Source organism: Streptomyces sp. NBC_00510 (assembly GCA_036013505.1).
Taxonomy (GTDB): Bacteria; Actinomycetota; Actinomycetes; order Streptomycetales; family Streptomycetaceae; genus Actinacidiphila.
Genome location: CP107851.1, coordinates 3,861,650 through 3,874,418, shown reverse-complemented (window position 1 = coordinate 3,874,418; position 12,769 = coordinate 3,861,650). Strand labels below are relative to the sequence as shown.

The 12,769-nt window shown below is 75.1% G+C and carries 12 protein-coding genes; 5 read left to right on the top strand and 7 right to left on the bottom strand.

All coding sequences use genetic code 11. The features are described 5' to 3' along the window. Nucleotides 1-16 precede the first annotated feature (16 nt). Nucleotides 17-802, top strand: a complete 786-nt coding sequence (locus OG937_17030; GenBank protein ID WUD73269.1) for an SDR family oxidoreductase — start codon at nt 17-19, stop codon at nt 800-802. Continuing rightward, the gene (locus OG937_17025; GenBank protein ID WUD78776.1) at nt 799-1,743 is read left to right on the top strand and encodes an SDR family oxidoreductase; all 945 of its coding nucleotides are present in this window, start codon (nt 799-801) and stop codon (nt 1,741-1,743) included. Before OG937_17030 ends, OG937_17025 begins: the two co-directional genes overlap by 4 nt. Nucleotides 1,744-1,827: 84 nt before the next feature. On the opposite strand, the gene OG937_17020 is transcribed toward OG937_17025, so the two are convergent. From OG937_17020 to OG937_17010, 3 genes are all read right to left on the bottom strand, one after another. Next, entirely contained in the window at nt 1,828-2,985 is a 1,158-nt protein-coding gene (locus OG937_17020) for an acetyl-CoA C-acetyltransferase (protein WUD73268.1), read from the bottom strand. A 46-nt stretch (nt 2,986-3,031) separates the two neighbouring features. Further along, complete coding sequence (locus tag OG937_17015; GenBank protein ID WUD78775.1) at nt 3,032-3,589, bottom strand: TetR/AcrR family transcriptional regulator; 558 nt, start codon at nt 3,587-3,589, stop codon at nt 3,032-3,034. A gap of 118 nt (nt 3,590-3,707) precedes the next feature. Then, nucleotides 3,708-4,493 carry an SDR family oxidoreductase gene (locus tag OG937_17010; GenBank protein WUD73267.1) on the bottom strand — a complete coding sequence of 262 codons (786 nt, stop codon included), beginning with the start codon at nt 4,491-4,493 and terminating at the stop codon, nt 3,708-3,710. 47 nt (nt 4,494-4,540) lie between these two features. Here OG937_17010 and OG937_17005 point away from each other — a divergent pair, with 47 nt between their 5' ends. Further along, entirely contained in the window at nt 4,541-5,692 is a 1,152-nt protein-coding gene (locus tag OG937_17005; GenBank protein WUD73266.1) for an acyl-CoA dehydrogenase family protein, read from the top strand. Between the two features lie 187 nt (nt 5,693-5,879). Continuing rightward, nucleotides 5,880-6,860, top strand: coding sequence for an acyl-CoA/acyl-ACP dehydrogenase (locus tag OG937_17000; GenBank protein ID WUD73265.1), 981 nt, complete (start codon nt 5,880-5,882; stop codon nt 6,858-6,860). Nucleotides 6,861-6,871: 11 nt separating this feature from the next. Here the strand turns inward: OG937_17000 and OG937_16995 are convergent, their stop codons facing one another. Together OG937_16995 and OG937_16990 are read right to left on the bottom strand one after the other, a co-directional pair. Next, on the bottom strand, nt 6,872-9,589 hold the full coding sequence (locus OG937_16995) for a SpoIIE family protein phosphatase (GenBank protein ID WUD73264.1): 2,718 nt from the start codon (nt 9,587-9,589) through the stop codon (nt 6,872-6,874). A 168-nt stretch (nt 9,590-9,757) separates the two neighbouring features. After that, complete coding sequence (locus tag OG937_16990; GenBank protein WUD73263.1) at nt 9,758-10,384, bottom strand: histidine phosphatase family protein; 627 nt, start codon at nt 10,382-10,384, stop codon at nt 9,758-9,760. A 381-nt stretch (nt 10,385-10,765) separates the two neighbouring features. Between OG937_16990 and OG937_16985 the strand changes: the two genes are divergently transcribed. Beyond that, nucleotides 10,766-11,032 carry a hypothetical protein gene (locus OG937_16985; protein WUD73262.1) on the top strand — a complete coding sequence of 89 codons (267 nt, stop codon included), beginning with the start codon at nt 10,766-10,768 and terminating at the stop codon, nt 11,030-11,032. Here OG937_16985 and OG937_16980 read toward each other — a convergent pair. Continuing rightward, nucleotides 11,022-12,323 carry an RNA polymerase sigma factor gene (locus tag OG937_16980; GenBank protein ID WUD73261.1) on the bottom strand — a complete coding sequence of 434 codons (1,302 nt, stop codon included), beginning with the start codon at nt 12,321-12,323 and terminating at the stop codon, nt 11,022-11,024. The genes OG937_16985 and OG937_16980 overlap by 11 nt on opposite strands. A gap of 59 nt (nt 12,324-12,382) precedes the next feature. Then, nucleotides 12,383-12,748 carry a YciI family protein gene (locus OG937_16975; protein WUD73260.1) on the bottom strand — a complete coding sequence of 122 codons (366 nt, stop codon included), beginning with the start codon at nt 12,746-12,748 and terminating at the stop codon, nt 12,383-12,385. Nucleotides 12,749-12,769 lie beyond the last annotated feature (21 nt).

The following is a 12,769-nucleotide window of genomic DNA, read 5'->3' as shown; positions in this document are numbered from 1 at the left end:
GGAAAGGTACTCCGGCGTGAGCATGACTGTCGATCTGTCGGACCGGGTGGCCGTCGTCACCGGCGGCACGCGCGGGGTCGGCGCCGGCATCGCCCGCGCGTTCGCCGAGGCCGGTGCCCGCGTCGTGGTCTGCGCCCGCCGCCCGCCGTCCGGGCCGGGCCCCGACGGGGCCGACTTCCGGGCGGTGGACCTGCGCGACCCGGCCGCCGTAGCCGAGGTCATCGGCGCGGTGGCGGAGACCTACGGGCGCATCGACGTCCTGGTCAACAACGCGGGCGGGACGCCCTACCGGCTGCTCGGCGAGGCGGGACCCGAACGGCACGCGCGGGTCGTCGAGCTCAATCTGCTGGCGCCGCTCAACGCCTCGCTCGCCGTCCGCCAGGTGATGGCCCGTCAGCAAGAGGGTGGCGCGGTCGTGATGATCGGCAGCGTCAGCGGCGGCCGTCCCTCACCGGGAACGGCGGCCTATGGCGCGGCCAAGGCGGGCCTGGAGAGCCTGGCCCGCTCCATGGCCGTCGAATGGGCCCCGCTGATCCGCGTGAACACCCTGGTGCTCGGCATGGTCCGCACCGAGTCGTCGCACCTGCACTACGGGGACGAGGACGGCGTCGCCGCCGTGGAGCGCACGGTGCCGCTCGGGCGGCTCGCGGAGCCGGCGGAGGTGGGGGACGCCTGTGTCTTCCTCGCCTCCGAGAGGGCCCGTTACATCAGCGGCGCCAGCCTGCACCTGCACGGCGGCGGCGAGGCTCCGGCGTTCCTCGCCGCGGCCCGGGACGGAAGGGGAGCGGGATGGGCGGGATGACCGCGGAGGGCGGCGCCACGGCGGGGATCTGCGCCGGGCGCGTGGTCGCCGTGACCGGTGCGGGGCGCGGGCTGGGCCGGGCGCACGCCCTGGCGTTCGCCGCCGAGGGCGCCCGGGTCGTGGTCAACGACCTCGGCGGCGGGCCGGACGGCGCCGGGAGTTCGGCCGCGCCCGCCCACGAGGTGGCCGCCGAGATCCGCGTCCGGGGCGGCGAGGCCGCCGTGCACGACGGCGACATCGCCACCGCGCAGGGGGCGGCGTCGCTCGTCGCCACCGCCCTGGAGGCGTTCGGGCGGCTGGACACCCTGGTCAACAACGCGGGTTTCCTGCGTGACCGGATGCTCGTCAACCTGGACGAGGACGACTGGAACGCCGTCCTGAGGGTCCATCTCACCGGCCACTTCCTTCCGCTGCGGTACGCCGCCGCACACTGGCGGGCCGAGACCCGCGCCGGCCGCACCCCTGACGCGCGGATCGTCACCACCACGTCCGGCGCCGGACTGCTGGGCAGCGTCGGGCAGGGCAACTACGCGGCCGCCAAGGCGGGCGTCGTCGGCCTGACCCTGGTGGCCGCCGCCGAACTGGCGCGGTACGGGGTACGGGTCAACGCCGTCGCCCCGGCGGCCCGGACCCGGATGACCGAGGCGGTCTTCGCCGAGGCCATGGCCGTGCCCGGGGCAGGCGCCTTCGACGCCATGGCGCCGGGGAACGTCTCGCCGCTCGTCGTCTGGCTCGGGTCGGCCGCCTCGGCCGGTGTCACGGGGCGGGTCTTCGAGGCCGAGGGCGGCCGCATCACGGTCATGGAGGGCTGGCGGCCGGGGCCCACCGCCGACCGGGGCGCCCGGTGGACGCCCGCGGAGGCGGGGGAGGCCGCCGTGAAGCTGCTCGCGGCGGCGGAGCCGCCCGGGCGGGTGTACGGGGCGCGGGCGGAGGGGGAGTGACGCGGGGGCGGTGAGACGGGCCCCCACGTCGTGGTGCGGTCGCGCCGACGCCGGGCTCGGCTTCCCGGTCGTCCGGGCGGTGGGTCAGAGCCGTTCGATGATCGTCACGTTGGCCTGGCCGCCGCCCTCGCACATCGTCTGCAGTCCGAAGCGCCCGCCGGTGCGCTCCAGTTCGTGCAGGAGGGTGGTCATCAGCTTCACACCGGTGGCGCCGAGCGGGTGGCCCAGCGCGATCGCTCCGCCGTTGACGTTGACCCGGCCTGGGTCGGCACCGGTCTCCTTGAGCCAGGCCAGGACGACGGGGGCGAAGGCCTCGTTGATCTCGACCAGGTCGATGTCGTCGATGGTCATCCCGGTCTTCTTCAGGGCGTGCGCGGTCGCCGGGATGGGCGCGGAGAGCATGCGGATGGGGTCCTCGCCGCGCACCGACAGGTGGTGGACCCGCGCCCGCGGGGTGAGCCCGTGCTCGCGGACCGCGCGCTCGGAGGCGATGAGCATGGCGGCGGCCCCGTCCGAGACCTGGGAGGACAGGGCCGCGGTCAGGCGCCCGCCCTCCACCAGGGGTTTGAGGCCGGCCATCTTCTCCGCAGTGGTGTCGCGGCGCGGGCCCTCGTCGGCGGTCACACCGGCGTAGGGGGCGAGTTCGCGGTCGAAGCGGCCCCCGTCGATCGCGGCGACCGCCCGCCGGTGCGAGCGCAGCGCGAACTCCTCCATGGCCTCACGGGTGATGCCCCACTTCGCGGCGATGAGCTCCGCGCCGTGGAACTGGCTCACCGGGGTGCTCCCGTAGCGGGCGCGCCAGCCCTCGGAGCCGGAGAACGGGCCCGCGGTCATGCCGAGCGGTTCGACGGCCCGGTGGTTGGCGTAGCCGATGGGGATGGCCGACATGTTCTGGACGCCGCCCGCCACGACGAGGTCCTGGGTGCCGGACAGCACGCCCTGGGCGGCGAAGTGGACGGCCTGCTGGGAGGAGCCGCACTGGCGGTCGACGGTCACGCCGGGGACCTCCTCGGGCAGCCCGGCCGCGAGCCAGCTGGTGCGGGCGATGTCGCCCGCCTGCGGGCCGACCTGGTCGAGGCAGCCGAAGACGACGTCCTCGACCGCGGCCGGGTCGACCCCGCAGCGTTCCACCAGGGCCTTCAGCACATGGGCGCCGAGGTCGGCGGGGTGGACCGCGGACAGCCCGCCGCCGCGCCGGCCGACCGGGGTGCGGACCGCTTCGACGATGTAGGCCTCGGCCATGACTGCTCCTCCGTGGGGACCGGGTGGTGGACCGGGTGGGGCTGCGTCATTCCCGGACGGTGACGCCGTCCAGCACCATGGACAGGTACTGCCGGGCGATCTCCTCGGGGCTGTGCTGCCCGCCCGGCCGGTACCAGGACGCCGCGACCCAGACGGTGTCGCGGATGAATCGGTACGCCAGCCGCAGTTCGAGGTCGGCGCGGAACACCCCGGCGGCGGCGCCGCGTTCCAGCGTCCCGAGCCAGAGCCGCTCGAACCTGCGCTGCGAATCGCCGAGATAGGCGAAGCGCGGCTGGGAGGACGCCAGCTGCCGGGCCTCCCGCTGGTAGATCGCGACGGCGTCCAGGTGCCGGTCGATCTCCCGGAAGGACTCGGTGACCAGGGCCTCGACGGTCTCCCGTGGGCCGAGGCCGGCGGCGAGCACGTCCTCGTACCCGGCCCACAGCTCGTCCAGGAAGGCCGAGAGGATCTCGTCCAGCATCGACTCCTTGGAGTCGAAGTGGTAGTAGAGGCTGCCCGCGAGCATCCCCGCCTCGTCGGCGATCCGCCGGACGGTGGTGGCGTTGTAGCCCTGCGCGGCGAACACCCTGGCGGCGATGGCCAGGAGTTCGGCGCGGCGCCCGTCGGAGGGGGCCGCGGCCCCCGCGGGGCTCTTGGCGGTCCTCGGCGTGGTTCTCGGCGTGGTCTTCGCAGTGGTCTTGGGCACGGGGATCATTCTCGCTTCACGCGTGCTGGCTGCTCACCGGGACGACCTCCCCGGTCATGTACGAGGAGTAGCCGGAGGCGAGGAAGACGATCACGTTGGCGACCTCCCAGGGTTCCGCGGGGCGGCCGAAGGCCTCGCGCGCGGTCAGTTCCGCCAGCAGGCCGGGGGTGGTGACCTTCACCAGGTGCGGATGCATGGCGAGGCTGGGGGAGACGGCGTTGACCCGCACCCCGTACGCCGCCGCCTCCACCGCCGCGCAGCGGGTGAGCGCCATGACCCCGGCCTTGGCCGCGGCGTAGTGCGCCTGCCCGGCCTGGGCGCGCCAGCCGGCGACGGAGGCGTTGTTGACGATGACGCCGCCGGCCCCGGAGGCCTTCATCCGGCGCAGTGCGGCGCGGGTGCAGCGGAAGGTGCCGGTCAAGGTGACGTCGAGGACCTTCGCCCACTGCCCGTCGGTCATCTCGGTCAGTTCGGCGGTGCCGCCGAGGCCGGCGTTGTTGACCACGACGTCCAGCCGCCCGTGCCGGCGCTCCGCGAGGTCGAGCAGCGCCGCGACCTGGGTCTCGTCCGTGACGTCGCAGGGGAGCGCGGCGACCCGGTCCGGCCCGAACTCGTCCGCCAGGGCGGCCGCGCACTCCTTCAGCCGCCGCCTATGGACGTCGCCGATCACCACCCGGGCGCCCTCCTCCAGGAGGCGCCGGGCCGTCGCGCCGCCGATGCCGGCGCCCGCCGCTGCGGTGACGACCGCGGTGCGGTCCGCCAGCAGCGCGTGGCCCGGCTGGTACGGGGGTGGTGGAGTCACGCCACCGACGTTAATCTACCAAACACTTGTTAGGGAAGGGGGAGCGGGTGGATCTCGACTTCACCGCGGAGGAACGGTCCTTCCGGCGCCAGGCCCGGGACTGGCTCGCCGCGCACGTCCCCGCCGTCCCGCTGCCCTCCCTGGAGACGGCCGAGGGCTTCGCCGCCCACCGCGCCTGGGAGCGCCGGCTGGCCGTCGGCCGCTGGTCGGTCGTCTCCTGGCCTGCCGCCTACGGAGGGCGGGACGCGACGCTCCTCCAGTGGCTGGTCTTCGAGGAGGAGTACCACGCCGCCGGGGCGCCCGGCCGGGTCGGCCAGAACGGGATCAGCCTGCTCGGACCCACCCTCCTGGAGCACGGCACCCAGGAGCAGCGCGACCGCGTCCTGCCGCCCATGGCGCGCGGCGAGGTGATCTGGGCGCAGGCCTGGTCCGAACCGGAGGCGGGTTCCGACCTGGCGTCGCTGCGCTCCACGGCCACCCGCACCGAGGGCGGCTGGCTGCTGCGCGGCCAGAAGACCTGGTCCTCCCGCGCCGCCTTCGCCGACCGCGCGTTCGGGCTGTTCCGCAGCCACCCCGGGGCGCCGCGGCCGCACCAGGGGCTGACCTACCTGATGTTCGGGCTCGACGCGCCCGGGGTGACCGTGCGGCCGCTCGCCCGCCTCGACGGGAAGCCGGCCTTCGCCGAACTCTTCCTGGACGACGTCTTCGTGCCCGACGCCGACGTGGTCGGCTCCCCCGGCGACGGCTGGCGGGTCGCCATGAGCACGGCGGCCGACGAGCGCGGCCTCACCCTGCGCAGCCCCGGCCGCTTCACGGCGGCCGCCCGCCGCCTGGCGGCCCTGTGGCACTCCTGCGGCGAGGACGCGGACCCGTCCGCCGCCGACCGCGTCGCGGACGCACTGATCGGCGCCCGCGCGTACCAGCTGGCCGCCTACGCGGGCGCCGCCCGCGCCGCCGAGGGCGGCGCACCGGAGGCAGGGGCGTCCAGCCTCACCAAGGTCTTCTGGTCCGAGCTGGACATCGCCCTGCACGAGACCGCGCTGGACCTCCTGGGGCCGCCGGGGGAGGCCGCCGGGGGCCCTTGGGCCGAGGGCTGGGTGTTCGCGCTCGCGGGGCCCGTCTACGCCGGTACGAACGAGATCCAGCGCGACATCGTCGCCGAGCGTCTGCTCGGGCTGCCGAGGGGGCGTCGCCGATGAGGTTTCCGCCGGGTGCCCGGGTCGTGGGGGAGCACGGTCCGGCCCGCTGTTGCCGGGGGCTTCGCGCCGGCCGTGCCGGGGCGTACGGCGCTTGTGGCTCGTGTCGTGCTGTGTGTGCGGGTGCGAGCGGGATGCAGCGCAAGATCACGGCCGAGCGTCTGCCCGGGCTGCCGAGGGGGCGTCGCCGATGAGGTTCCTGCCGACCGTGGAGCAGGCGGACTTCGTCCACGCCCTGGACCGCATGCTCGCCGCCGCCGGGACGCCGGAGGCGGCGCGTGCCTGGGCCGCGGGGGAGCACGCACCGGGGCGGCGGCTGTGGGCCCGGCTGGCCGACGCCGGGCTCTTCGCGCTCGCCGTGCCGGAGGCGTACGACGGCTACGGCCCGCGCCCCGTCGAGCTCGCCCTCGCCTTCGTCGAGCTGGGGCGGCACGCCGTACCGGGCCCGGTCGCCGAGACGGTGGCCGCCGCCGAGCTCCTGGACGCGCTGCCCGACCCGGGGCCGGCCAAGGAGTGGCTGCCCCGCGTCGCCGCGGGACGGGCCGTGCTGGGCCTCGCCGCGCCGGAGGGCGGCCACGCACTCGACGCCGACGCCGCCGACGCCGTCCTGGTCGTGAGCGGCGACCGGCTGCTCCTGGCCCGCGACCACGGCCCGGTCCTGGCCTCCCTCGACCCCGTCCGGCGTCTGGCCGTCCCGCAGGAGGGCACCGCGGCGGTGCTGGCCACCGGGCCCGCCGTCGCGGCCGCGGCCGCCCGGGCCGCCGACCGGGCGGCGCTCGTCACGGCGGCCCAGGCGCTCGGTGTCGGGCTCGCGCTGCTGGCCCGTACGGTCGACCATGTGCGGCGGCGCCACCAGTTCGGGGTGCCGGTCGGCTCCTTCCAGGCCGTCAAGCACCGGCTGGCCGACACCCTGATCGCCCTGGAGTTCGCCCGGCCCCTGCTGCACGGCGCCGCCGTGACCGGGACCGGCGCCGACGTCGCCGCCGCGAAGGTGGCCTGCGGCGAGGCCGCGTACCGGGCCGCGCGGACCGCGCTGCAACTGCACGGCGCCCTCGGCTACACCGCCGAGTACGACCTGTCCCTGTGGCTCACCAAGGCCCGCGCGCTGCGCTCCGCCTGGGGTACGCCTGCCCGGTGCCGGGCCCGCGTGCTGGCGCAGACGCCCGGCTGAGCCCGGGGCGTTCACCGCGTCGAGGCGTCGACCGCGCCCGTCAGCCGCGCGCCCGCGTCCAGGGCGCGGTCCGCCCAGGCGGGCAGCGGCTGCTCCGCCCAGATCACCTTGCCCTCGGGGGTGTAGCGGGTGCCCCAGCGTTCGGCGACCTGCGCGACCAGGAACAGCCCGCGGCCGCCCTCGTCGGTGGTGGCGGCGTAGCGCAGGTGCGGCGAGGTGCTGCTGCCGTCGGACACCTCGCAGGTCAGCGTGCGGTCCAGCAGCAGCCGGACCCTGATGGGCGCGGAGCCGTAGCGGATCGCGTTGGTGATCAGTTCGCTGAGCACCAGCTCCATGCCGAACGCCAGCTCCGACAGGCCCCACTCGTCCAGCTTCTCCGCGACGGCGGCCCGCATCCCCGAAACGGCCGCGGGATCGAGGGGCACGTCCCATTCGGCGACGTGGTCGGCGGGGGTGCACCGGGTGCGGGCGATGAGCAGCGCCACGTCGTCCTTGGGACGGCCCGGCAGCAGCGCCTCCAGCACGGCCTGGCAGCTCTCCTCGGGCGGCCGGTCCGGGTGGGCGGCCAAGGCCTGCCTCAGCATCTCCATGCCGACGTCGAGGTCCCGCCTGCGGTCCTCGATCAGCCCGTCGGTGTACAGGACCAGCTGGGTGCCCTCCGCCAGCTCCAGTTCCGCCGTCTGGAACGGCATGCCGCCCAGGCCCAGCGGCGGTCCGGCGGGCAGGTCGGGGAACTCCACGCCGCCGTCGGGGCGGACCAGGGCGGGCGGGTGGTGCCCGGCCCGCGCCATCACGCAGCGCCGCGAGACGGGGTCGTAGATCGCGTACAGGCAGGTGGCACCCATGACGCCGGCCCCGACGCCGGTGCCGGACTCGTCCTGGTCGATGCGGCCGACCAGGTCGTCCAGGTGGCCGAGGAGCTCGTCGGGCGGCAGGTCGAGGGTGGAGAAGTTGTGCACCGCGGTGCGCAGCCGCCCCATCGTGGCGGCGGCGTGCAGCCCGTGGCCGACGACGTCGCCGACGACCAGCGCCACCCGGTTGCCCGGGAGCGGGATCACGTCGAACCAGTCGCCGCTGACGCCGGACTGCGCGGGCAGGTAGCGGTGGGCCACGTCCAGGGCGCTCTGCTCGGGCAGCGCGCGCGGCAGCAGGCTGCGCTGCAGGGTGACGGCCAGGGCGTGCTCGCGGGTGTAGCGGCGCGCGTTGTCGATGTTGATCGCGGCGCGGGCGACGAGTTCCTCGGCGAGCGAGAGGTCCTCCTCGTCGAACGGCTCCGGCTTCTCCGAACGCCAGAAGTTGGCGATGCCCAGCACCACGCCGCGGGCCTTGAGCGGGGCCGCGATCAGCGAGTGGATGCCGTACCCCACGACCCGGTCCGTGCGCTCGGGGTCCTGGGCGAGCCAGCCGGGGTCCGCGGAGAGGTCGGCGACGATCTCCGCGCGGCCGCTGCCGAAGCCGCGCGCCTGCGGGGTGGAGGGCAGGAAGTTGATCAGCCTGCCGAGCGGGTAGAGCGGGGCGTCGGAGCGGATGCCGTTGACGGCCGTGCGGCGCATGTCGGAGCCGGCGATGCCGCTCGGCTCCTCGCCGCGCAGCACCGGGTCGGCCAGGTCGACGGTGACGAAGTCCGCGAAGCGCGGCACGGTGACCTGCGCCAGCTCCTCGGCGGTGCGCACCACGTCGAGGGTCGTGCCGACGCCCAGGCCCGCGTCGTAGAGCAGCTTGAGGCGTTCCCTGGCGTCCTCGGCGCGGCCGGACAGCGCCTGCAGCTCCGTGGAGTCGCGCAGGGTCACGATCGAGCCCTTGGGACCGCCGTGGCCGTCGGTGGGACGCTGGTTCACCGCCAGCAGGCGGTCGCCCGCCGGCAGCACTTCGTCGGTGGCCACCCGCTGGGAGGTCAGCAGCTCGACCGTGCCCGGGTCGAGCCCCGGCAGGTCGGTGATCCGCCGGCCCTCGGCGTCGGGGGCGAGGTCGAGCAGGCGCTTGGCCTCGTCGTTGGCGAGCAGCAGCCGCCCGTCGTCGTCGACGATGAGCACGCCCTCCCGCACGGAGTGCAGCACGGTGTCGTGGTGCTCGTACATGCGGGTCATCTCGGCCGCGTCCAGGCGGTGGGTCTGCCGGCGCAGCCGTCTGGCGACCAGGGCGGTGCCGCCCATGGCCAGGGCGAGCGCGGCCGCGCCGGCGCCGAGGATGATCGGCAGCTGCTTGGCGACCACGCCGGTCACGTTCTTCACCTTCATGCCGGCCGACACCAGTGCCACGACCTGGCCGTGCGGGTCGGCGACGGGGTCGAAGACGGGCACGACCGCCTGGACCTCGTGCCCGAGCGGGCCCTGCACGCTCTCGGTGTAGACCCTGCCCTCCAGGGACGGCCCGATGGTGCCGACGAACTGCTGGCCGATCCGGCCGGGGATGGGGTGCGTGTAGCGGATCCCCTTGGTGTCCATCACCACGATGAAGTCGACCCCGGCCTCCTTGCGGGCCAGTTCGGTGATGGGCTGGAGGGTCTTGGAGGGGTCCGGTTCCTTCAGCACGTCCACCAGGCCGGGGGAGCGGGCGAAGGTGCTCGCCGCCGCGATCGAACGGTTCACGGCCTCGCGCTCGCTGTCGTGCCGGGACTGCACGACGAGCGCGAACACGCCGCCCGCCACGAGCAGCACGACGATCGCCACCTGCAGGATGAAAACCTGTCCGGCGACGCTCCGCGGGCTCTTCTCGGTCAGTGACCGCATTGTGACGCCCCGAATCGGTCGAAAACGTCGACCATGCCGACATTTCTAACACTGCCCCGCTTGACGTTGCCATAGGCCACAAGGTCCCCGGACCGGGTGCCGGGCCTGCGCGCGGGCGTACGCCGCGGCGCGGGGCCCGGTGTCCGGCAAGGGGCCGGGCGACCGCCGTCAGAAGTGCAGCTCGGCCGGGAAACCGGTCCAGCGCAGTTCCTCCGGGAGGTGCCGCATGTCGTTGAGGAGCAGCACCGAGTCCGGCCGGCCGGGGGTGTAGCGGATCACCGTCAGGGCGGCGTTGGCGTGGTTGAGGCTGAGCCAGCGCCAGCGGGGCGCGTCCAGCGCCGCCGAGACCAGCCAGCCGATCAGGAAGTTGTGGGTCACGACCAGCTCGTGCGCCGCCTTGCCCGCCGCCATCGGCCCGGCGAACCGGGTCAGCGCCTCGGCGGCCCAGTGCGGCCCCCAGGCGCGCTCCTCGGCGGAGAAGTGGTCGAGGAAGCGGGAGAGATAGTACGCGCTGTCCGGCTGCAGCTCGGACTCCGCGGGGAAGTACGGCGGGTAGTCCCCCGCGAGCTCGCTGGGCGCCACGGGCACCCCGCTCCCGAGCCGCTCGCCGATCAGCGCCGCGGACTGCGCGGCCCCGGGCAGCGGACCGTGGTGGACGGCGGAGATCGGGGAGTCCCCCAGCCGCTCGCCGAGGAGCCCGGCCTGCCGGAAGCCGTTCTCCGTCAGGCCGCTCCCGTCCGGCAGCGCTTCGGCGTGCCGGGTGAGGTAGAGGTAGCGGCTCGCCGTTCCGGTCATGCCCTGCCCCTCTCGGGTGTCGACGACGATGGGTGTCCCGCGCGGGCACCGCGTCGGGCGGGGACCGTGCGCAGCGATGCTCCGGCCTCCGGTGACGCGACGGCCGCATGGGGCGGTGCCCCGCGCGCGGGCCGCGGTTCACGCCGCGCCGCGGGCGGCGCACCGCAGGATGATCCCATGAGCGGGACGTATGTCCACCCGCCCGGCACCCCCTCGGTGAGGGCGCGCGGGAGTCCGCGGGTGACTGCGGGGGCGCGCGCCGTCCTGCCGGGCCCGCCCGTCACCCGGGTCCCGCGCAGGGGCCGCCGGCGTCCGGATGCGGCACGTGCCCGCGGCCGTACGATGAAATCCAGGCCGTCGGCGAGACCGCGGGAGGCCGCGATGGACAGGACGAGGGCGACCGGCCGGCACTACGGGCTGTACGGGCTCGTCGCCGCGGCCGCGGTGGTGGTCGCGGTGGGGCTCGGTGTGCCGATCGGTGCGATCTTCATCCTCGCCGTGGCCCTGATGTGCCCCCTGCTGATGCTCGTGATGCTGCACGCCCTGCGGGGGTCCGAGACCCACCGCCACCCCGTCGTCGAGGCCATCGACGGCACCGCCGGCCGCCGCCGCGGCCCGGGACCCGGCGCCCGGCCGCCTACCCCTTAGCCGCCAGGCTCGCCCGGGCGGCGCGCTCGACCAGCAGGGCACGCTCGCGCTCGTTGCGCGTCAGGGAGGCGGCGCGCAGGAACTCCTCGCGGGCCTCGGCGTACCGGCCGAGCCGCTCCAGCAGGTCACCGCGGACGCTCGGCAGCAGGTGGTAGCCGCGCAGCGACGGCTCGTCGGTGAGCCGGTCCACGAGCGTGAGCCCTTCTTGCGGTCCGTACGCCATGGTGACCGCGACCGCCCGGTTGAGTTCCACCACCGGGGACGGCGCGCGCCGCGCCAGGGCCGCGTAGAGCTCGGCGATCCGCCGCCAGTCCGTGTCCCGCGGGTGCAGGGCGCGGGCGTGGCAGGCGGCGATGGCGGCCTGCAGCGCGTACGGGCCCGGCGGACCGCCCGCCGCCTCGGCGCGCGCCAGGGCGGCGAAGCCGCGCCGGATCAGCAGCTGGTCCCAGCGCCGCCGGTCCTGGTCGGCCAGCAGGACGGGCTGCCCGTCCGGGCCGGTGCGGGCGGCCGAACGGGACGCCTGGATCTCCAGCAGCGCGGCCAGGCCGTGGACCTCGGGCTCCTTGGGCATCAGTCCCGCCAGCACCCTGGCGAGGCGCAGCGCGTCCTCGCACAGCGCCGGGCGCATCCAGTCGTCGCCCGCGGTCGCCGAGTAGCCCTCGTTGAAGACCAGGTAGATGACCTCCAGGACGGAGGAGAGCCGTTCGACCCGGTCGGGTCCGTGCGGCTGCTCGAAGGGCACGTCCGCCTTCGCCAGCGTCCGTTTCGCCCGCACGATGCGCTGGGCGACGGTCGCCTCCGGGACGAGGTAGGCGCGCGCGATCTCGGCGGTCGTCAGACCGCCGAGCAGCCGCAGGGTGAGCGCCACGCGGGCCTCGGTGGACAGCACCGGGTGGCAGGCGGTGAAGACCAGCCGCAGCAGGTCGTCCTCGATGTCGCCGTCGGCGGCCGCCTCGGCCGCCGCGAAGTCGGGCTCGTACGCCTGGCCGCCCTCCAGGGTGTGGCCGAGTTCCCGGAGCTTGCGCGCGAAGACCTCCTTGCGGCGGACGAGGTCGATCGCGCGGTGCTTCGCCGTGGTCGTCAGCCAGGCGCCGGGGTTGTCCGGGACGCCGGCGCCCGGCCACTGCTCGAGGGCGGCGACCAGGGCGTCCTGCGCGAGCTCCTCGGCGACGCCGATGTCGCGCACGATCCGCGCGACACCGGCGATCACCCGGGCCGACTCGATCCGCCACACCGCCTCGATCGCGCGGCGGGCGTCATCGGTACCTGGAGCCGAAGCCGTCACAGCCACCCATCAGAGCAGCCGCTCCGGGCGAGGGCAACCGGCGGCGCTCCGGGCGCCCAGGGCGCTCAGGAGAGCTCGGGGGCCTCCTCGACCTGCCGCAGCTCGCAGGTGATCTCCCAGGCGTCGCCGTGGATCTGCAGGAAGCGCTTGGTCCACTCCACGGCCTCCTCCTTCGACTTCGCCTGGACGATCGCGTAGCCGCCGATGAACTCCTTGGACTCGGTGAAGGGCCCGTCGACGACGGACAGCTTCCCGTGGTCCCAGTGCAGCCGCGTCCCCTCGGAGGTCGGCCGCAGACCGGCCGTGTCCAGCAGCACGCCGGCCTTGGACATCTCCTCGATGAGCTTGCCCATCTCCTCCATCAGCCGCTCGTCGGGGCCGCCCTCGGGGACGTTGTCCTCGTTGATCCGGATCAGGGACATGAAACGCATCGCGTTCTCCTTCTTCAGGTA